Source organism: Parvibaculum sp. (assembly GCF_049671045.1).
GTDB lineage: Bacteria > Pseudomonadota > Alphaproteobacteria > Parvibaculales > Parvibaculaceae > Parvibaculum.
In genome coordinates, this window is record NZ_JBATUH010000116.1 from 14,134 (window position 1) to 32,979 (window position 18,846).

At 64.2% G+C, this 18,846-nt stretch carries 19 protein-coding genes; 11 read left to right on the top strand and 8 right to left on the bottom strand.

What is annotated here, in order from left to right; translation table 11 throughout:
* Positions 1 to 213: 213 nt before the first annotated feature.
* The 4 genes from aspS to WBG82_RS13835 all read left to right on the top strand — a co-directional run bounded on the left by aspS (position 214) and on the right by WBG82_RS13835 (position 3,379).
* Positions 214 to 2,013: an aspartate--tRNA ligase gene (aspS, locus tag WBG82_RS13820; RefSeq protein WP_424425154.1), complete on the top strand. Its 1,800-nt coding sequence runs from the start codon at positions 214 to 216 to the stop codon at positions 2,011 to 2,013.
* Positions 2,014 to 2,120: 107 nt separating this feature from the next.
* Positions 2,121 to 2,540 carry a PACE efflux transporter gene (locus WBG82_RS13825; RefSeq protein ID WP_424425155.1) on the top strand — a complete coding sequence of 140 codons (420 nt, stop codon included), beginning with the start codon at positions 2,121 to 2,123 and terminating at the stop codon, positions 2,538 to 2,540.
* 149 nt (positions 2,541 to 2,689) lie between these two features.
* Positions 2,690 to 2,890 (top strand): dodecin family protein, encoded by a 201-nt coding sequence (locus tag WBG82_RS13830; protein WP_424425157.1) that lies wholly within the window; start codon positions 2,690 to 2,692, stop codon positions 2,888 to 2,890.
* Between the two features lie 39 nt (positions 2,891 to 2,929).
* Positions 2,930 to 3,379, top strand: a complete 450-nt coding sequence (locus tag WBG82_RS13835; RefSeq protein ID WP_424425159.1) for a host attachment protein — start codon at positions 2,930 to 2,932, stop codon at positions 3,377 to 3,379.
* Between the two features lie 54 nt (positions 3,380 to 3,433).
* Here the strand turns inward: WBG82_RS13835 and WBG82_RS13840 are convergent, their stop codons facing one another.
* Together WBG82_RS13840 and WBG82_RS13845 are read right to left on the bottom strand one after the other, a co-directional pair.
* Positions 3,434 to 4,021 (bottom strand): fasciclin domain-containing protein, encoded by a 588-nt coding sequence (locus tag WBG82_RS13840; protein ID WP_424425161.1) that lies wholly within the window; start codon positions 4,019 to 4,021, stop codon positions 3,434 to 3,436.
* Between the two features lie 324 nt (positions 4,022 to 4,345).
* Positions 4,346 to 7,999 carry a vitamin B12-dependent ribonucleotide reductase gene (locus WBG82_RS13845; protein WP_424425163.1) on the bottom strand — a complete coding sequence of 1,218 codons (3,654 nt, stop codon included), beginning with the start codon at positions 7,997 to 7,999 and terminating at the stop codon, positions 4,346 to 4,348.
* Positions 8,000 to 8,416: 417 nt separating this feature from the next.
* On the opposite strand from WBG82_RS13845, the gene WBG82_RS13850 reads away from it, so the two are divergent.
* The 4 genes from WBG82_RS13850 to WBG82_RS13865 all read left to right on the top strand — a co-directional run bounded on the left by WBG82_RS13850 (position 8,417) and on the right by WBG82_RS13865 (position 10,537).
* Positions 8,417 to 8,950, top strand: coding sequence for a response regulator (locus WBG82_RS13850; protein ID WP_424425165.1), 534 nt, complete (start codon positions 8,417 to 8,419; stop codon positions 8,948 to 8,950).
* 175 nt (positions 8,951 to 9,125) lie between these two features.
* A complete protein-coding gene (locus WBG82_RS13855; RefSeq protein WP_424425167.1) occupies positions 9,126 to 9,524 on the top strand; it encodes an NADH:ubiquinone oxidoreductase subunit NDUFA12 in 399 nt (132 codons plus the stop codon).
* Positions 9,525 to 9,600: 76 nt separating this feature from the next.
* Positions 9,601 to 10,110, top strand: a complete 510-nt coding sequence (mlaD, locus tag WBG82_RS13860) for an outer membrane lipid asymmetry maintenance protein MlaD (protein WP_424425168.1) — start codon at positions 9,601 to 9,603, stop codon at positions 10,108 to 10,110.
* 13 nt (positions 10,111 to 10,123) lie between these two features.
* Complete coding sequence (locus WBG82_RS13865; RefSeq protein WP_424425170.1) at positions 10,124 to 10,537, top strand: DUF2155 domain-containing protein; 414 nt, start codon at positions 10,124 to 10,126, stop codon at positions 10,535 to 10,537.
* Here WBG82_RS13865 and aat read toward each other — a convergent pair.
* The 4 genes from aat to aroQ form a co-directional block, all read right to left on the bottom strand.
* On the bottom strand, positions 10,474 to 11,124 hold the full coding sequence (gene aat, locus WBG82_RS13870) for a leucyl/phenylalanyl-tRNA--protein transferase (protein ID WP_424425171.1): 651 nt from the start codon (positions 11,122 to 11,124) through the stop codon (positions 10,474 to 10,476). The genes WBG82_RS13865 and aat overlap by 64 nt on opposite strands.
* Before the next feature lie 87 nt (positions 11,125 to 11,211).
* A complete protein-coding gene (accC, locus tag WBG82_RS13875) occupies positions 11,212 to 12,555 on the bottom strand; it encodes an acetyl-CoA carboxylase biotin carboxylase subunit (RefSeq protein WP_424425173.1) in 1,344 nt (447 codons plus the stop codon).
* A 12-nt stretch (positions 12,556 to 12,567) separates the two neighbouring features.
* Positions 12,568 to 13,011, bottom strand: a complete 444-nt coding sequence (gene accB, locus WBG82_RS13880; protein ID WP_424425175.1) for an acetyl-CoA carboxylase biotin carboxyl carrier protein — start codon at positions 13,009 to 13,011, stop codon at positions 12,568 to 12,570.
* 86 nt (positions 13,012 to 13,097) lie between these two features.
* Positions 13,098 to 13,559, bottom strand: a complete 462-nt coding sequence (aroQ, locus tag WBG82_RS13885) for a type II 3-dehydroquinate dehydratase (protein WP_424425176.1) — start codon at positions 13,557 to 13,559, stop codon at positions 13,098 to 13,100.
* Between the two features lie 266 nt (positions 13,560 to 13,825).
* On the opposite strand from aroQ, the gene thiS reads away from it, so the two are divergent.
* Together thiS and WBG82_RS13895 are read left to right on the top strand one after the other, a co-directional pair.
* Positions 13,826 to 14,026, top strand: coding sequence for a sulfur carrier protein ThiS (gene thiS / locus WBG82_RS13890; protein ID WP_424425178.1), 201 nt, complete (start codon positions 13,826 to 13,828; stop codon positions 14,024 to 14,026).
* 44 nt (positions 14,027 to 14,070) lie between these two features.
* Positions 14,071 to 14,868 carry a thiazole synthase gene (locus WBG82_RS13895; RefSeq protein ID WP_424425188.1) on the top strand — a complete coding sequence of 266 codons (798 nt, stop codon included), beginning with the start codon at positions 14,071 to 14,073 and terminating at the stop codon, positions 14,866 to 14,868.
* An 18-nt stretch (positions 14,869 to 14,886) separates the two neighbouring features.
* On the opposite strand, the gene WBG82_RS13900 is transcribed toward WBG82_RS13895, so the two are convergent.
* Together WBG82_RS13900 and WBG82_RS13905 are read right to left on the bottom strand one after the other, a co-directional pair.
* Complete coding sequence (locus tag WBG82_RS13900; protein ID WP_424425180.1) at positions 14,887 to 15,675, bottom strand: DsbA family protein; 789 nt, start codon at positions 15,673 to 15,675, stop codon at positions 14,887 to 14,889.
* A gap of 2 nt (positions 15,676 to 15,677) precedes the next feature.
* Positions 15,678 to 17,132 carry a M48 family metalloprotease gene (locus WBG82_RS13905; RefSeq protein WP_424425182.1) on the bottom strand — a complete coding sequence of 485 codons (1,455 nt, stop codon included), beginning with the start codon at positions 17,130 to 17,132 and terminating at the stop codon, positions 15,678 to 15,680.
* Positions 17,133 to 17,509: 377 nt separating this feature from the next.
* On the opposite strand from WBG82_RS13905, the gene WBG82_RS13910 reads away from it, so the two are divergent.
* The coding region (locus WBG82_RS13910) for a gamma-glutamyltransferase (protein ID WP_424425184.1) at positions 17,510 to 18,846 on the top strand (1,337 nt) is incomplete at its 3' end.

Genomic DNA, 18,846 nt, shown 5'->3' on the forward strand with positions numbered 1-18,846 from the left:
TCTCTATAACTCATCGTTGCGGCCCTGTCGCGGCGCGTGAGCGGGCCCGGCCGAATATCGGCCTTTTCGATCAGGGGGTTGGACGGATGGATGCCGGCAGGGCGCTGCCGGCCCTTTGACAAGTCGGCCCCTTCCATGCACTTTCGCCCGATCCGGGCGTAGCATTCCGTTACGCTGCGATGATTCGTTCTTGATTATCAAGGCCTTGCAGCGATGAACACCTATCGCAGCCACAATTGTGGCGAGCTCCGTAAGTCTCATGTCGGCGAGACGATCCGCCTTTCGGGCTGGGTCCATCGCAAGCGCGACCATGGCGGTCTTCTCTTTATCGACCTGCGCGACAATTACGGGCTGACGCAGCTCGTCTTCGACCCGGACCGGCCCGAGGCTTTCGCGCTGGCCGAGAAGGTCCGCTCCGAATGGGTGATCAAGATCGAGGGCAAGGTGGTGGCCCGCTCGGACGAAACGGTGAACGCCAACCTCGCCACGGGCGAGGTGGAGATCGCCGTCTCCGAGGTCGAGGTGCTCTCCGAGGCGCAGGACCTGCCGCTGCCGGTCTTCGGCGAACCGGACTATCCGGAGGAAACGCGGCTCACCTACCGCTTCCTCGATCTGCGCCGCGAGACGCTTCACCGCAACATACTGCTGCGCTCGAAGATCATAGCCTCGGTCCGCCGCCGTATGACGGAGGCCGGTTTCAACGAATTCCAGACGCCCATCCTCACGGCGTCGAGCCCGGAAGGCGCCCGCGACTTCCTCGTTCCCTCGCGCGTCCATCCCGGCAAGTTCTACGCGCTGCCGCAGGCGCCGCAGCAGTTCAAGCAGCTCATCATGGTGGCGGGCTTCGACCGCTATTTCCAGATCGCGCCCTGTTTCCGCGACGAGGATGCGCGCGCCGACCGGAGCCCCGGCGAGTTCTACCAGCTCGACGTGGAAATGAGCTTTGTCGAGCAAGATGATGTTTTTGCTGCGATAGAGCCCGTCCTTCATGGGCTGTTCGAAGAATTCGCGGATGGCCGCAAGGTCTCGCCATATCCCTTCCCGCGCATCCCTTACGCGACCTCGATGCGCAAATACGGCAATGACAAGCCGGATCTGCGCAACCCCATCGAGATGTCGGATGCCACGCATATCTTCCGCGGCTCGGGCTTCAAGGTCTTCGCCGGCATGATCGAGAAGGACCCGAAGGTCGAGGTCTGGGCGATCCCGGCTCCGGGCGGCGGCAACCGCGCCTTCTGCGACCGGATGAACGGCTGGGCGCAGGGCGAGGGCCAGCCGGGCCTCGGATATATCTTCTACCGCTCCGAAAACGGCGTGCTGGAAGGCGCAGGACCGCTGGCGAAGAATATCGGCCCGGAGCGGACCGAGCAGCTGCGCAGCGAACTCGGCCTCAAGGAGGGCGACGCGGTCTTCTTCGTGGCCGGGCTGCCGAAGAACTTCGCTGCCTTTGCCGGGCTTGCCCGCACGCGCATCGGCAAGGAGCTGAACCTCATCGAGGAAGGCGTCTTCAAGTTCTGCTGGATCGTCGACTTCCCGATGTTCGAGTGGAACGAGGACGAGAAGAAGGTCGATTTCTCGCACAACCCGTTCTCCATGCCGCAGGGCGGGCTCGAGGCGCTCGAGACGCAGGACCCGCTGACGATCAACGCCTACCAGTACGACATCGTCTGCAATGGCGTGGAGCTTTCCTCCGGCGCCATCCGCAACCACAAGCCGGAAATCATGTACAAGGCCTTCGCCATCGCAGGCTATGACAAGGCGACGGTGGAATCGAAATTCGGCGGCATGCTGAATGCGTTCAAATTCGGCGCGCCCCCGCATGGCGGCCTTGCGCCCGGCATCGACCGCATGGTGATGCTGCTCGCGGGCGTCGAGAACCTGCGCGAAGTGACCATGTTCCCCATGAATCAGCAGGCCCAGGATCTGCTGATGCAGGCGCCCTCGGAAGTCGAGCCGCGCCAGCTCAAGGAACTCCATATCCGCGTCGTGCCGCCGCTCGAAAAGAAGGGCTGAAGCCCGGGCGACAGGCGAGGCGAATTCGGCCGGAGCGTTGTCAACGACGCTCCGGCCTTTTCATGCCGGCGCCGGATCGGACAAGGGAGCGAGCCGTGGAAGAAGGAATGTTGCGCAGCCCCCGCGAGCGCCTGCTGCAGGCGGTGCTATACGAGGCGATCGGCCTGGCGATCCTGACGCCGGCCTATGGCTACGCCATGGGCCTGCCGCTCGGAAACTCCTTCGTCACCATGGCGCTCATTTCCGGCATCGTCATCGTCTGGGCGCCGACCTACAACGCCATTTTCGACCGGCTGATGCTGCGCTGGAGCGGGCGGCTCGCGCATCAGAAAACGGTGGCGCTGCGCATTCTCCATGCGGGGCTTTACGAGGTCACGATCTCGTTCTTCGCCGTGCCGATTATCGCCTATATGAGCGGCATGGGCTGGTGGGTGGCGATCATCGCCGATATCGGCTTCACCATCGTCTATTTCGCCTACACCTACGTCTTCTACCTCATCTATGACTGGCTGCGGCCGGTTCGGTGAAACGCGCGCTCGTTTGATCCTGATCAACATGCCGGGTGTGAAAACGTGCCATCGTGCCTTCTGCCGGAAGGTGGTGGGGCACATCTGTTTTCGTGTTCTGTTTTCGTGTTCTGGCGTTTTCACATTCTGGGTCGAAGCAGGAGCCGATCATGCTGAAGGTCATCGAAGTTCTCGCGGAATCCGACAAGAGCTGGGAAGACGCGGCCGCCAATGCCGTGAAGACGGCGGCGAAGACCGTTCACAACATCAAATCGATCTATATCGAGAACATGGAAGCGACGGTGAAGGACAACAAGATTACGGGCTATCGTATCAATGCGAAGCTGACATTTATGCTCGACGCCAAGTAAGCGCGGACGCCCGTTCGTTCACCCGTCGAAAGGTGCTCAATGAAACCGCCTCGTATCTGGATTCTCGTCGCGGATGGCGAGATCGCCCGCTTCTATCTTGCCGAGGGACGCACGGCGCGTCTCGAGCCGGCGCTGCCATTCGAGTTCCGGGCGCCCAATCCCCCGGCGCGAGAGCAGGGTACGGACCGGCCGGGCCGGGTCTATGAAAGCTTCGGCGAGGCGCATCATGGCGTTGAGCCGCGCACGGATCTTCATCGCGAAGTGAAGCGGAAATTCGCTGCCGAAATCGCCGATCTGCTGAAGACGAAGGCGCGGGAGAATGTGTTCGACGAGCTGGTCCTGATCGTGCCGCCGAAGATGATGGGCGATCTGCGGGCGGCCATGGACGAGCGCACCAGGGCATGCGTCAAGACCGAGCTTGCCAAGGATCTGACGCGGCTCTCGCCGACGGAACTCCATACCTATCTGACGACGGAAGTCTGGTCCTGACGGGCGGCCCCTCCCGGGCAGCTATCGGGAGGGGCGCAGGTCGCTGTCGTCCGCTTACTGCGCGGGCGCGGTCATCGTGCCGCCGGCCGGGGCCATGGCGGGCGCGCTCTCCGATGTCTCCTCGCTCTGGGAGAAGACAGGGACCGGCAGCCGGTCGACGGGGATGATGATGCCATTCGACGCCTCGATGGCCGGTCCGGACTGGCTGGCGCCAAACTCGCCGCCGTAGCGCAGATTGCCGCCCGAGCCCGAAATGGTCACCGGGTCCTTCTGGAACGTATTCACCGTCACCGACTTGCCTTCGAGGCTTTCCGGCTTGTGAATGCCCGGCACGATCTCATAGAGGAGCAGCGCCTGGACGTTCTGCTTGTCGCTCGGGTTCGTCGGCGAAACCATATCGTCATAGCCGCCCTTGATCGCATCGAAGGCCGAATTGGTCGGCGCGAAGACGGTGCGCGGGCTTTTGGCCGTGTACTGATATTTGACGCCGCTCGCCTCGATCACCTTGACCAGCGTGGAGAATTGCGGGTCCGCGCTCAGCTTGTCATAGATGCTTCCGGCGGCGAATGCGGGCGCGCCGGCCAGCGCCGTCAGCGCGGCCGCCGCGAGCAGGGTTTTCAACCTGGAGCCGATATGAGTCATGGGGTACCTCCGGCTTGAGGGAAAAGGGTCGGCACTAGCCTAACCTTTTTACCGTAAGCATGCATCTGGGCCGAATTGAGACGGCAAATTGGCGCAGGATGGAAAGTGAAAGCGCCGATGCAGTATGGAGGCGGGGGAGGATAGAGACGGGGCAGGGGGCCCGAAGCCCGGACGGCATCGGGCGACACCGCATGCCGGTTTTCACGCGCCATCATCCGTATGCGGTGGCTGACAGCGCCCAAAGAAAATGGGAGGGCGCGGAACGCCCTCCCATATCGAAAGCAAGAAGTTGTCCGTGCCGGAACTGTTCCGGCCGCGCCCGACTCAGCTGCAGCCGCTCGTCGAGCCGCAGGTGTCGCATTTGAGGCATGTGCCGTTGCGCACCATGGTGAAGTTGCCGCATTCGGAGCAGGATTCGCCCTCATAGCCCTTCATGCGCGCTTCCGCGATGCGCGAGAGGGAGACGGTCGTGCCTTCGCTGCGGAGCGTCGCCGTCACGACCATTTCCTCGGCATGTTCGGAGGCGTCGAGAATGGCCTTGGTCGCCGTCGCGCCCGCAATCTGCGCGCGCATGGTCGCGGCTCCGCCCCGCACGATATAGAGGTTCGCCATCTGCGGATTGCGGGTGAAGCCGGGGCTCACCACGCTCGCCGCCGGAAGCTTGCCTTCGTCGGCGCCGCTTCCCATCGCGTCGAAGCCGATATCCTTGGGATCGACATGGCCGAGATCGGACCGGCCGAGATAGGAGACCGCGAGTTCGCGGAACACGTAGTCGAGGATCGACGTCGCGTTCTTGATCCGGTCATTGCCCTGCACGAGGCCGGCCGGCTCGAAGCGCGTGAAGGTGAAGGCGTCGACATATTCCTCCAGCGGCACGCCGTACTGAAGGCCGAGCGAGATCGCGATGGCGAAATTGTTCATCAGGCTGCGGAAGGCGGCGCCTTCCTTGTGCATGTCGATGAAGATCTCGCCAAGCCGGCCGTCATCATACTCGCCGGTGCGCAGATAGACCTTGTGGCCGCCGACCAGCGCCTTCTGGGTGTAGCCCTTGCGGCGGTCGGGAAGGCGCGCGCGCTCCTTGGCCCGCTCGATCACGCGCTCGACAACCTTCTCGGCGACGATGCGCGCGCGCTCCTGCGCGGGCTGCGATACGATCTTCTCCGCGACGCTCGCTTCCTCCTCGATGGTTTCGTCGTCGAGAAGCTGCGAATTGAGCGGCTGGGAGAGCTTGGAGCCGTCGCGATAAAGCGCGTTGGCCTTGAGCGCGAGCTTCCAGGAGAGCATGTAGCTCGCCTTGCAATCCTCGACGGTCGCCACGTTGGGCATGTTGATCGTCTTGGAGATCGCGCCCGAGATGAAGGGCTGCGCCGCCGCCATCATGCGGATGTGGCTCTCGACCGAAAGGAAGCGCGTACCGATGCGCCCGCAGGGATTGGCGCAGTCGAAGACGGGCAGATGCTCGTCCTTGAGATGCGGCGCGCCCTCGACCGTCATCGAACCGCAGACATGGATATTGGCCGCGTCGATCTCCGCCTTGCTGAAGCCGATTGCGGCGAGCAGGTCGAAGTCGAGATCGTCCATCGCCTCGGCATCTAGTCCAAGCGTCCCGGTGCAGAAATCCTCGCCAAGCGACCATTTGTTGAAGGCGAAGCGGATATCGAAGGCCGTCGCGAGCGCGCTCTCGATGGCGTCGATCTTCTCGGCCGTGAAGCCCTTGGCCTTCAGCGTCTCGTGATTGACGCCGGGCGCGCGCTCGAGCGTGCCGTGGCCGACGGCATAGTTCACGATCTCCTCGATTGCGTGCTCCGAATAGCCGAGCGTGCGCAGCGCCTGCGGAACGGCGCGGTTGATGATCTTGAAATAGCCGCCGCCCGCGAGCTTCTTGAACTTCACCAGCGCGAAGTCGGGCTCGATGCCCGTCGTGTCGCAATCCATGACGAGGCCGATCGTGCCCGTGGGCGCGATGACGGTGGCCTGGGCGTTGCGGAAGCCATAGCGCTCGCCCATGGAGACGGCGAGGTCCCAGGCCGCGCGCGCATGATCGACGAGATCGGCCTGCGGGCAGCTCGCATGATCGAGCGGGACGGGGAGCGTGCTCAGCTGCTCATAGCCCGTGGTGGCGCCATGCGCCGCGCGGGCATGGTTGCGCATGACGCGCAGCATGTGCTCGCGGTTCTCGGCGTAGCCTTCGAAGGCGCCGAGTTCCTTCGCCATCTGGGCGGAGGTCGCATAGGCGACGCCCGTCATGATGGCGCTGATCGCGGCGCAGAGCGCGCGCGCCTCGTCGGAATCATATGCGAGGCCCGACGACATCAGAAGCCCGCCAATATTGGCGAAGCCGAGGCCGAGCGTGCGATAGCGATAGGACCGCTCCGCGATCTCCCGGCTCGGGAACTGGGCCATCAGGACCGAGACTTCGAGCACGATCGTCCAGAGCTTCACCGCATGCTCGAACGCCTCGACGTCGAAGCGGCCATCCTGCTCGCGGAAGGTCATGAGATTCAGCGAGGCGAGATTGCACGCCGTGTCGTCGAGGAACATATATTCCGAGCACGGATTACTGGCGCGGATTTCGCCCGAGGCGGCGCAGGTGTGCCAGTCATTAATCGTGGTGTGGAACTGGATGCCGGGATCGGCCGACGCCCATGCGGCATGTGCGATCGATTCCCACAATTCGGCCGCGCGAAGGGTCTTCGTCACCCGTCCGTCTGTGCGGGCGACGAGCTGCCAGTCGCCATCCGTCTCCACGGCGCGCAGGAATTCGTCGGTCACGCGGACGGTGTTGTTGGAGTTCTGGCCGGAGACAGTGAGATAGGCTTCCGAATCCCAGTCCGTGTCATAGGTGCGGAAGTCGATATCGGTGTAGCCCTGTCGCGCGAACTGGATCACGCGCTGAATGTAGTTCTCCGGTACCTGCATCCGCCGCGCGGCGATGATCTCGCGCTTCAGGGCAGGGTTCTTCTTCGGGTCGAAGCAGTCGTCGCCATGGCCCTCGCAATTCACGCAGGCGCGCATGATGGCGCTGAGATGCTTCTGGTTGATCCGCGAGCCGGTGACGAGGGCGGCGACTTTCTGCTCCTCGATCACCTTCCAGTCGATGAAGGCCTCGATGTCCGGGTGATCGGCATCGACAATGACCATCTTCGCCGCGCGCCGGGTCGTGCCGCCCGACTTGATGGCGCCCGCCGCGCGGTCACCGATCTTGAGGAAGCTCATCAGGCCCGAGGACTTGCCGCCGCCGGACAGCCTTTCATTCTCGCCGCGAAGGCTCGAGAAGTTGGAGCCCGTGCCGGAGCCATATTTGAAGAGGCGCGCCTCGCGCACCCAGAGGTCCATGATGCCGTTCTCGTTGACGAGATCGTCGTTCACGCTCTGGATGAAGCAGGCATGGGGCTGCGGCCGCTCATAAGCGCTCGTCGCGCCGACGGTCTGGCCGGTCAGGTGATCGACATAGAAGTGACCCTGCGCCGGGCCGTCGATGCCATAGGCCCAGTGGAGGCCGGTATTGAACCATTGCGGCGAATTGGGCGCGGTGATCTGGGCGGCGAGCATATAGGCAAGCTCGTCGCGGAAGGCGAGGGCGTCCGCCTCGCTGTCGAAATAGCCGCCCTTCCAGCCCCAATAGGTCCAGGTGCCGGCGAGGCGGTCGAAGACCTGCCGAGCGTCGCGCTCCGGGCCGAAGCGCTCGCCCGCCGGCAGCGCCTCCAGCGCCTCGTCGTCCGGCGCCGCGCGCCACAGCCATTCGGGCACGCCTTCCTCGGGCACGCGCCGAAGCGCGGCCGGAACGCCCGCCTTGCGGAAATATTTCTGAGCGAGGATGTCGCAGGCGACCTGGCTCCAGTCAGCCGGAACGTTGATGTCGTCCAATCGGAAAACCAGCGAGCCGTCGGGATTTCGGATCTCGCTCGTGGCGGTCCGGAAGGAGAGTCCTTCGTAGGGCGACCGGCCCTCGACGGTGAAACAACGCTGGATACGCATTTGGCCCCCGACTTTGTGCTGTAGGTACGCCGTGGCTCCGGCGCCCGTCCTTGCTCGCATCTGGCGGGGAGGGGGTGATCCTCCGCCGGGCATCAGGCAAGGCTTCCCCGGCAACGCCGGGCACTTTTTTCACAGGCTGAAATGTTGCCTGATTCCAAAAGCTTCCGGTCGCCTGGAAAATTCTGCGTTTATGTCCCGGTTTTCGGCCCCTGCGCCGCCACTCGACAAGGAAATCCTATCGCAGTCGGTCAGAACGTCAACCATAACTGGTGGAAGCACTGGAAATGGGCACGAAATATAGTGCTTGGCACCTGCCGCATTCGGATTACTACTTTCGAATCGGCAGTTATCAAACCGGCAAGGGTTGGGTGGTATGTCGATAAGAGGGGAGGACAGACGGAAGTTCTGAGAGGGCCCATGGCAAGGCTGACCAGCACGGCGTTTGGTCTTGAGATCAGAGACCTCGACATTCTCATCGTCGACGACAACGCCGGCATGCGCCAGTTGCTGCGCACGATCCTGCGCAGCTTCAGGCCGTTGAACATCCGTCACGCAAGGGACGGCACGGCGGGGCTTGCCGAGATCGAGCGGCTCATGCCCTCGCTCATCATCTCCGACTGGGAGATGGAGCCGATGAACGGCCGCGACTTCATGCGCGCGGTGCGCCGCATCGGCCATGAACCCTTTTGCTTCATTCCGATCGTGGTGCTGACGGCGCATGCCTCGCGCCAGATCATCGAGGAGGCATTCGACGCCGGCGCGACGCAACTCCTCGTGAAGCCCGTGACGCCGGCCAATCTTCTCCAGCGCATCGTCTGGGTGCTGGAGGACGACCGCAATTTCGTGCGCGTTGGCGACATCTACCGCCAGGAAATGCGCATCGCCCCGCAAGGCCAGGCCAATCGCTCCCGGATGAGGCGGCGCTCGTCGGACGTGTGGTCGGTGGACTGACGCGCCGAATTCCGGCCTCCGGGCCGATTCTCTCAAAGGCTTACGGCCTCTGGACCATCCGGCCCCCCGGTGTCATATTCGGCCCGCCTTGACCCAAGGCTGAATCGCCCCGGATTACGGGGCAGGACGATGACTGATCGCGGGTGCGAGCCCGGGGTCCTGTAACGGTGATTTCATGGGCTTGTTCTCCGAAATCTTCATCTGGTGGCAAGGCCAGACGATGGGCACGCGCTTCTACACCTGGCGCAAGGGACGCCTCGTCGGCACGGACGGACAGGGCAACCGCTATTTCGAGGCCAAGCACGGCGACACGGTCGGCGGCTATCCGCGCCGCTGGGTCCTCTATAACGGCCTCGCGGAAGCCTCCCGCGTGCCGCCCGAGTGGCATGGCTGGCTCCACAACACGGTGGAACTGCCGCCGACGCAGGAAGCCTATCAGCCGCGCCCCTGGCAGCGGCCGCATCTCCCCAACATGACGGGCACGCGCCTCGCCTACCGGCCGAAGGGCAGCATCATGCGCGGCGGGCAGAGGCCGAAGGCGACCGGCGATTACGAGCCGTGGCGCCCGCAGTGAATTTTCGATCGGGGATCATCTGACCAGGGCCCGCCCGGGCACACCCGCCGCGCTTCAAGAGCCATCGAGGACAGGCATGCAAAGCAATCTCGTCGAAACGCTGATCGGCGCCCTCGTCGTGGTGATAGCGGGCGTGTTTCTCTATTACGGCTATTCGACATCGGGCATGCGGAGCACCGCCGGCTATCACGTGACGGCGGCCTTCGATCGCGTCGACGGACTGGCCAACGGGTCTGACGTGCGCCTCTCGGGTATCAAGGTCGGCACTGTGGTCGAGCAGCGGATCGACCAGCAGACCTATCAGGCCGTGGTCACGCTCAGCCTCGCGCAGGACGTGAAGATCCCGGACGACAGCAGCGCCAAGATCACGAGCGAGGGCCTGCTTGGCTCGAACTACATCTCGCTCGCGCCGGGCGGCAGCACCGACTACCTCAAGGACGGCGGCGAGATCATGTTCACGCAAGGCTCCGTGGATCTGATGGGGCTTGTGGGGCAGGCGCTCTTCTCGACCGGCGGCGCGAAGGGCGAGGGCAAGTCCGGCACGGCCGCGCCCGCTTCGGCTCCCGCTCCCGCGCACGCTCCGTAACGGAGCCCCGGCCTTGCGGAACCCTCTTCATCGCTCGATGGCCGCAGGCGCGCTTCTCGCGCTCCTTGCGAGCGGCCACGCGCATGCCGACCCGTTTCCCGTCGCCGCCTTCAGCGGCCTCGACAAGGTGACGGCGCGGGTGACGAAGTTCGACGCGACGGTGGACAGGCCCGCGCGCTTCGGCAATCTCGAGATCACGGTGCGGGCTTGCGACAAGAAGCCCCCTGAGGAGCCGCCGCAGACGGCCGCCTATGTCGAGATCCGGCAGATCAACGAGGAGAACGGGCAGGTCGATCCGCAGCCGATCTTCAAGGGCTGGATGTTCGCGGAGAGCCCCGGCCTCAACGCGCTCGAACATCCCGTCTATGACGTGTGGCTCAACACCTGCAAGACGGCGTCGGGCGCCGCATCAGGCGGCAGCCGGTAGAAATCCGCACATGCCGCCGTCGCTTCCTGCAGGCGCAGGCGATATTCATCGCGTGAAATCTCGATCGTGCCGAATTGCGCGAGATGCGCCGTGACGAATTGCGTGTCGAGCAGCTTGTAGCCGCCCGCGATCAGCCTTGCGACAAGATAGACGAGCGCCACCTTGCTCGCGTCGGTTTCGCGGCTGAACATGCTCTCGCCGAAAAAAGCGCCGCCCAGCGAGACGCCGTAAAGGCCGCCGACGAGCCGCGCGCCCTGCCATGTCTCGACGGAATGGGCGTGGCCGCGCGCGAAAAGCTCGCCATAGAGTTCGAGGATGCGGTCATTGATCCATGTCCCCTCGCGGTTCGGGCCGGCCTGGGCGCAGCCCAGCATCACCTCGCGGAAGGCCGTGTCGATCCTGACCTGAAAATTGCCCGCACGCACCGTCCGCCGCAAACGCCGCGGCAAGTGGAACCGATCGAGCGGCAGGACGCCGCGCCGCTCCGGGTCGATCCAGTAGAGCTGAGGGTCGTCACGCGCCTCCGCCATCGGGAAAACTCCGAAGGCGTAGGCGCGCAGGAGCACATCGCTGTCAATGTTGCTCATGGGAGGGCGCTATCGTCCCGCTTTCATCGTGTCCCGCGCCATGCGGCGCGAGGACGAACCTGTGAGAAACGACGGTGGCTTCGGTCTTCAGCCCTTGTTCTTGAGATAAGTCTCAAGCCAGTGAATGTGATAATCGCCATTCATGAAGTCCGGCTCGTTCACAAGGTCCTGGAACAGCGGGATCGTGGTCTTGATCCCATCTATCACGAACTCATGAAGCGAGCGGCGCAGGCGCATGAGACATTCATTGCGGTTGCGCCCATGAACGATGAGCTTGCCGATCAGGCTGTCGTAATAGGGCGGAATGCGATAGCCGGAATAGGCGGCTGAATCGACGCGAACCCCGAGTCCGCCCGGCGTGTGGAAGTCGTGGATCTTGCCGGGCGAGGGCGTGAACGTCCTCGGGTCCTCGGCATTGATGCGGCACTCGATCGCATGGCCCGAGAAGGTCACGTCCTCCTGCCGGAAACTCATTTCCAGCCCCGCCGCTATCCTGATCTGTTCACGGACGATGTCGATGCCCGTCACGGCTTCGGTGATCGGATGCTCGACCTGAAGGCGCGTGTTCATCTCGATGAAATAGAACTCGCCATCCTCATAGAGGAACTCGATGGTGCCGACGCCGAGATAGCCGAGCTTGGCGATCGCGTTGCGGACGATCTCGCCGATCTTCGCGCGCTGCTCCTCGTTGAGCGCGGGCGAGGGGCACTCCTCCAGCACCTTCTGGTGGCGGCGCTGAAGCGAGCAGTCGCGTTCGCCCAGATGAGCGACATTGCCGTGGCTGTCGGCGATGATCTGCATCTCGATGTGGCGCGGCTGGCCGAGATATTTCTCCATGTAGAGCGAGTCGTCGCCGAAGGCGGCCTTCGCCTCGGAGCGCGCCGTGGCGAGAGCGGAGGAGAGTTCCTCGCGCGAGAGGGCGACCTTCATGCCACGGCCGCCACCTCCGGCCGCCGCCTTGACGAGAACGGGATAGCCCGTCTCCTCGGCGACCTTGTAAGCCTCTTCGTCGCTCGTGATGGCGCCGTCGGAGCCCGGAACGCACGGGATGCCGAGCGACTTTGCCGTCACCTTCGCCTGGATCTTGTCGCCCATGAGGCGGATATGCTCGGCCGTCGGACCGATGAAGGTGATGCCATGCGCCTCGAGAATGTCGGCGAAGCGCGCATTCTCCGAAAGGAAGCCATAGCCCGGATGAACCGCATCCGCGCCGGTGATCTCGCAGGCGGAAATGATCGCCGGAATGTTGAGATAGCTTTCCGAGGCGGGGGCAGGGCCGATGCAGACGCTCTCATTGGCGAGGCGCACATGCATGGCGTCGGCGTCGGCGGTCGAATGAACCGCGACCGTCTTGATTCCCATCTCGCGGCAGGCGCGATGGATGCGGAGCGCAATCTCGCCACGATTTGCAATGAGGACTTTTTCGAACATGGCCGTTCCGGCCTATTCGATGATGACGAGCGGTTCGCCGAATTCGACCGGCTGGCCGTCTTCGACAAGGATCTTCGTCACCGTGCCCGCGCGATGCGCCGGAATATGGTTCATGGTCTTCATCGCCTCGACGATGAGCACCGTCTGGCCCGCTGTCACCTTGCTGCCCACCGTCACGAAGGGCGCGGCGCCGGGTTCGGGCGCGAGATAGGCCGTGCCGACCATGGGCGAAGTGAGCGCGCCGGGATGCGATGCATCGCTTGCGGGCGCTGCCGCCGGCGCGGCAGCCGCGGGCGCGGTAGGAGCCGCCGCGACGGGCATGGAGACTTGCGTGATCTGCCGCGCCACGCGCAGCTTGAGATCGTCCGTCTCGATTTCAATTTCGCTGAGATCGGTCTCCTTGAGGAGTGCCGCCAGCTTCCGGATCAACTCCTGATCGACGCCTGCCTTGCTCATCTCGCTTGCGCTATTTCCTGATTTTGGTGCCGGGTGGCGGGGTGAGGCCAATGTCTCGTTCCTGTTGTGCCCAAGGTCTCGTCCTCTCAGACAATGTCCGCGAGGATGGCATCGAGGGCAAGTGTGTAGCCCTGCACGCCGAGGCCGCAAATGACGCCCTTGGCGACAGGTGAAATGTAGGAATGATGCCGGAAGCTCTCCCGCTTGTAGACGTTCGAGATATGCACCTCGATGACGGGAATGTCGAGCGTCGCCAATGCATCGTGAAGCGCGATCGATGTATGCGTGTAGGCGCCCGCGTTCAGAATGACGCCGCTGCCTTTCGTCCGTGCTTCGTGAATCCAGTCGACGAGTTCGCCTTCGTGGTTGCTCTGGCGGCACGTCACGGAGGCGCTCCGCGCCTTGGCGTGCTTGGCGACCATGGCTTCGATGTCGGCGAGCGTCGTCGTGCCGTAGATATGCGGCTCTCTCTGCCCGAGCAGATTCAGATTGGGGCCGTTCAGCACATAGATCGGCTTGGCATTCGATCTGGAAGTCTGTTTGGCCATGTTCGTTCTGGAACTGCGTCTGGCGGGCCTGATGGGTCGTGGAAGGGCGCGATCGCGTTCGGCTTGAGCCCTGTGCCCCGACCCTCCCGCGTCCAGAATCGAGGCGGTTCAGTTATACGCAAGTCCCAAAGGCGGCGAAAGGCTTTAACCTTGTGTCCGGACAGCTTGAATTGGACCGCCTCCTCCCCCATTATCCGCCTAGCCGGAGCGCCGCCTGTTGCCCTTGCGGCAACCCCCAGCGCCGCTCCCGAGGATCCTGAGCCGATATGCTACTCACGGTTAATGGCGAAATTCATGAGGTCGAGGGACCGATTTCCATCCTCGGCCTGATCGAGCGTTTCGGATTCGAGGCGCACAAGGTCGCCATTGAGCGCAATCTGGAGATTGTGCCGCGCTCGACCTATGGCGCGACCTTCCTCAGCGAGGGCGACCGACTGGAGATCGTGCATTTCGTAGGCGGTGGCTGACGAAGCCGCCGGGAAGGAGAAATCAGGTGGCGGAAGCAGCAACAATCGATCCGGCGACGCAGCAGACGGCGCGGGAGGACGGTTTCAGCATAGCGGGCAAGACCTATCGCTCGCGTCTCATTGTCGGCACCGGAAAATACAAGGATCTCGCGCAGAACGCCGCCGCCGTCGAGGCGGCAGGCGCGGAGATCGTCACGGTCGCCGTTCGGCGCGTCAATGTGACGAACCCCAAGGAGCCGATGCTCGTCGATTACATCGACCCGAAGAAGGTGACCTATCTTCCGAACACGGCCGGATGCTACACGGCCGAGGATGCTGTGCGAACGCTGCGGCTCGCGCGCGAGGCGGGCGGCTGGAACCTGGTGAAGCTCGAGGTGCTCGGCGACCAGAAGACGCTCTATCCCGACATGGTCGAGACGCTGCGCGCAGCCGAGGCGCTGCTGAAAGACGGCTTCGACGTCATGGTCTATTGCAGCGACGATCCGATCATGGCGAAGAAGCTCGAAGATCTCGGCTGCTGCGCGATCATGCCGCTCGCGGCCCCCATCGGCTCAGGCCTCGGTATCCAGAACCCGGTCAATATCCGCCTCATCATCGAGCAGGCGAAGGTGCCTGTGCTCGTCGATGCGGGCGTCGGCACGGCTTCCGACGCCGCGATCGCGATGGAGCTTGGCTGCGACGGCGTGCTCATGAACACCGCCATCGCGGAGGCGAAGGACCCGATCCTCATGGCGAAGGCGATGAAGCTCGCGGTGGAGGCGGGCAGGCTCGCCTATCTCGCGGGGCGCATGCCGAAGCGGAAATACGCCGACCCGTCCTCGCCGCTTGCCGGATTGATCTGAGCGCCGTCCGCGCCCGTCTCAGCAGCTCGTGCCGCAACTGGCGCGCGCATCCTTGATCGCCGCGACGAATTCCTCCGCCGACAGCGCGCCGGGCTGCATCCGTCCGCCGATGATGAATGCGGGCGTGCCCTTGATGGCGAGGGCGTGAGCGAGTTCGTAATTGCGGTCGATCTGCTTGGCAATCTTCGGGTCGGCCATGTCGCGCTTCAGGCGCGCCGTGTCGAGGCCGACACTCGCCGCGATGGACATGATCTTCTCGTCCGGCAGCTCTCCCTTGTGGTGGAAGAGCGCCTGATGGAACTCGAAATACTTGCCCTGGCGCATGGCCGCGATGGCCGCATGCGACGCGGTGAGCGATTCAGGTCCGAGAACCGGGAATTCTTTCAGGATGAGGCGGATATTCCCATCCTTCGTGACCGTGTCCATGAGCGGGCCGAAGCTGCGCTTGCAATAGCCGCACTGGTAATCGAAGAACTCGACGATGGTGATGTCGCCCTTCGGGTTGCCGGCGACGAAGGAATCCGGGTCGTCATAGATCGCCGCGCGATTGTCGGCGATGGCCTTGTCCAGAACCCGCTTTTCTTCCGCCGCCTGCTTGTCGTCCAGCGCCTGCATCGCCTCGAGCAGCACTTCGGGATGACGGACGAGATAGTCGCGCACGATCTTCTCGATCTCGCGTTCCTGCGCGGTGCTGAAGCCTTTCGACTGCGTCGCCGGGCTTCCGGCCAGAGCGCGTTCGGAAACGCCGGTGACACAGATGGCAAGCGCCACCAGAGCGAAAATGGCCGCGAGGCCCGTCCGTCGCATACTCAACCCTCTTCCTGCATGATGTCCTGCGCCCTGAGCCACTCAGGCGAACCTTCCTTGAAATGGCGCTGGGCGGTTGCGGCGTGGCCGCGCGCGTCGCGCATCGCGCCGATCGCCTCGTAATACTCGGCCGTGGACAATTCCGCCATGCCGATATTGTTCAGGCGGCCATGAGCGATGGCGAGCTGGAAGAACGTCGTCGGATTCTCAGGGTCGGTCTTCGACGAGGTTTGCAGATAGCCGAGCGCGATGCGGGCGATTTCGGTCTGGTCGAGCTTCGCAAGAAGCTGCGGCTTGTCGGAGATCGACGGCGATAGCGGCGCGGCGGCCGAAGCGATGGGCGTGCCCGCCGCGGCACCTGATCCGCCGAGCCCCGAATTCTCGATGGCGAGCAGGGCCTGCGCGAGGCCGAGCTGCAACTGCGGCTCGCCCTGCTTGAGTGAAAGCGCCCTGTGATAGGGACCCACCGCTTCCGCCGCGCGTCCGCTTTCGAAGAGCACTTGTCCTTTCAGCTCCCAGACATAGGGATTGTCGGCTTCCTTCTTGAGAAGCGCGTCGATCTCCGCCAGCGACTGCTCGTTCTGGCCGAGCTTGTGATAGGCGATGGCGCGGGCATAGCGCGCATAATCGCTCTGATCGGATTGCGGGAAGCGGCGCATCGTCACCGAAGGCTCGTCCACGAAGCCGAAGAGCTTCGCCTGCACCATCTTGAACTGGTGGATGCGCTCGGGCGTGTCCGTCTGGTCGAAATAGGGCGAGGCGTTAACGCGCTCCTCGAGCGAGGCGAGACGATCTTCCGAAATCGGGTGGCTCTGGATGAAGGGGTCCTGCTGGGTCGTGGACAGGGCTTCCTGATCGCGGAACTTGGAGAAGAGATCGAGCATGCCCTTGCCCGACATGCCTGCGCGCTGGAGATAGGTCGCGCCCGCCTGGTCGGCGGCGCCTTCCTGCTGGCGGCTATAGGCGAGCACGGAGCGCTGGGCGATATGGCTGCCGCCCGCGATGATGGCCATGCCCGCATCGCCCGCGCCGGCCGCCATCGCGCCGATGCCGAGCACCATGGAGGCGATCATCGGCAGGCTCATCTTGCTCATCGCTTCCTGGCCGCGGACGAGATGGCCGCCGGCCATGTGTCCGGTTTCATGCGCGATGACGCCGATGACTTCGAGCGGCGTGTCGGCCTGGGTGATGAGGCCGGTATTGAGGAACATTCTCTGGCCCGCCGTGACGAAGGCGTTGATCCTGTTGTCCTGCACGAGATAGACGCGCACCGAGGAGGGCAGGAGGCCGGCGGCCCGCCAGATCGGCGTCGAGAACTCGCGGATCATGTTCTCGGTCTCGGCATCGCGAACGAGCGAAATGCCCGCCGCCAGGGCAGGCTGGATGCCGCTCGAGAAGGCGAGCAGGGCGGCCAGGAAGAAGGCGCTCGCTTTTTTACCGGCAGTTCTGAAATGCATGCGCTTATGTTCCATCGGGTTTCCGGGCTGGCTTCCCGCCGCCGGGCGGCCGGGACGATGCCGATTCATTTTGACGGTGCAGGCTGATTCATTATCCGACATTCTTGGTCCCCGCGCCGGTTTTTCGGGGAAGCGGACGCATGGTAAATTGCCGATCCTGTCGCACCAGACTGAAGCCCCATGCCGGGAAATCCGCATTGAAACCATAACGCGAGCCGACTAAACGGTAGGGGTGCCTGCGTAACCCGTCAATCGACCACCAGAGACTGATAACCAAACGTGCCGGATCGCCCGCTCCCTCGCTCGGGGTGCAAGAAAGAGGGGGATTGAGGCCAAATTGTGAACAGCCTGCCAGCGGCTCATCGGGGGAGAAGAACTTGCGGAAGACTTGGTTGAACGAGACGCAATCGAAACCGGCCCGTCATCTCTCCTTCCTCGCCATGGCCGCGCTTGCCGCATCGCTGTCGGCATGCTCGGGTGGCAGCGATGCCCCGCTCGGCGCGACCGTGTCCGGCGGCGGTGTCGAGACGAAATATCAGCGTGACGATGTCATCGCCAGGAAGGAGCGGCTCGACCCGTCCGATTCATCGTTCGCGGGCGCGCTCGTCGCCGACGAACCGACTGCGGCGCTCGTCGCGCGGAACGTACTGGAGCAGGGCGGCAACGCGGCCGACGCGGCGACCGCGCTCTATTTCGCGCTTTCCGTGACCTATCCAGCGGCGGCGGGCCTTGGCGGCGGCGGCGTCTGCCTCGTGCATGAGGCGAAGAAGCCGGGCGCGGAGAGCATCGCCTTCCTTCCGCGCCGCCCCGCCGCCGGCGGGCCCTTCGCCATTCCGGGCAATGTGCGCGGCTTCGCGCTGCTCCACGCCAAATACGGCTCGAAGAGCTGGTCGCTGCTGGTTTCGCCCGCCGAAAGGCTCGCGGCTTCCGGCTTCCCCGTATCGCGGGCGCTGGGGCGCCAGCTCGCCGATGCGGGCTTCGCCATCGTCAACGCGCCGGATCTGCAGCGCATCTATACGGTCGAAGGCGCGCGGACCTTCCGCGAGCTTGATTCACTCACGCAGGTGCAGCTCGCATCGACGCTGGCGCGCATCCGCTCCGGCGGCGTGAACGGCTTCTACATGGGCACGACGGCGACGCATCTCGCTTCGGAGGCGCAGGCCAAGGGCGGCACGCTCACGGTTCAGGACCTCGAGAGCTACCGGCCCGAAACGGGGCCCGCGCAGCCGGTCGCATCGGGTGACGCTTCGGTCTTCCTGCCGCAAGCCGGGCTCGGCGCGGGGGCGTTCTCGGCCGCCCTCTGGAACAATATTCAGGGCGCCGCGGGCGCCGATGCGCTCGCCCAGGCGGCGGAGCGCACGGCGATCGGCCTCGGCGCTCCCGGCGGCGCGGCGCTCGAACGCGATTTCGGATCGACCTCCTTTGCCGTGGTGGACGGACAGGGCAGCGCGGTTGCCTGCGCCGTCACAATGAACGGGCTTTTCGGCGCGGCGCGCACGGCAGAGGGGACGGGGGTCGTCTTCGCCGCTTCGCCGCAGGACCCGGTCAGGGGCCTCGCCTCCGCCTTCCTCGTGCCGGTCATGGTCGTCAATCCGAACACGAAGGCGCTCTATTTCGCGGGCGCTGGCGCCGGTGCGCCGAAGGGTGGCGCGGCGATCGAGCATGCGGTGCAGGCTGCGCTCTCGAACGGCGAGGCAGGCGCCCGGGCGCTGGC

Coding starts and splice junctions, on each gene's coding strand:
- aspS (WP_424425154.1), top strand. CDS start 214: ATGAACACCTATCGCAGCCACAATTGTGGCGAGCTCCGTAAGTCTCAT.
- WBG82_RS13825 (WP_424425155.1), top strand. CDS start 2,121: ATGTTGCGCAGCCCCCGCGAGCGCCTGCTGCAGGCGGTGCTATACGAG.
- WBG82_RS13830 (WP_424425157.1), top strand. CDS start 2,690: ATGCTGAAGGTCATCGAAGTTCTCGCGGAATCCGACAAGAGCTGGGAA.
- WBG82_RS13835 (WP_424425159.1), top strand. CDS start 2,930: ATGAAACCGCCTCGTATCTGGATTCTCGTCGCGGATGGCGAGATCGCC.
- WBG82_RS13840 (WP_424425161.1), bottom strand. CDS start 4,021: ATGACTCATATCGGCTCCAGGTTGAAAACCCTGCTCGCGGCGGCCGCG.
- WBG82_RS13845 (WP_424425163.1), bottom strand. CDS start 7,999: ATGCGTATCCAGCGTTGTTTCACCGTCGAGGGCCGGTCGCCCTACGAA.
- WBG82_RS13850 (WP_424425165.1), top strand. CDS start 8,417: ATGGCAAGGCTGACCAGCACGGCGTTTGGTCTTGAGATCAGAGACCTC.
- WBG82_RS13855 (WP_424425167.1), top strand. CDS start 9,126: ATGGGCTTGTTCTCCGAAATCTTCATCTGGTGGCAAGGCCAGACGATG.
- mlaD (WP_424425168.1), top strand. CDS start 9,601: ATGCAAAGCAATCTCGTCGAAACGCTGATCGGCGCCCTCGTCGTGGTG.
- aat (WP_424425171.1), bottom strand. CDS start 11,124: ATGAGCAACATTGACAGCGATGTGCTCCTGCGCGCCTACGCCTTCGGA.
- accC (WP_424425173.1), bottom strand. CDS start 12,555: ATGTTCGAAAAAGTCCTCATTGCAAATCGTGGCGAGATTGCGCTCCGC.
- accB (WP_424425175.1), bottom strand. CDS start 13,011: ATGAGCAAGGCAGGCGTCGATCAGGAGTTGATCCGGAAGCTGGCGGCA.
- aroQ (WP_424425176.1), bottom strand. CDS start 13,559: ATGGCCAAACAGACTTCCAGATCGAATGCCAAGCCGATCTATGTGCTG.
- thiS (WP_424425178.1), top strand. CDS start 13,826: ATGCTACTCACGGTTAATGGCGAAATTCATGAGGTCGAGGGACCGATT.
- WBG82_RS13900 (WP_424425180.1), bottom strand. CDS start 15,675: ATGCGACGGACGGGCCTCGCGGCCATTTTCGCTCTGGTGGCGCTTGCC.
- WBG82_RS13905 (WP_424425182.1), bottom strand. CDS start 17,132: ATGCATTTCAGAACTGCCGGTAAAAAAGCGAGCGCCTTCTTCCTGGCC.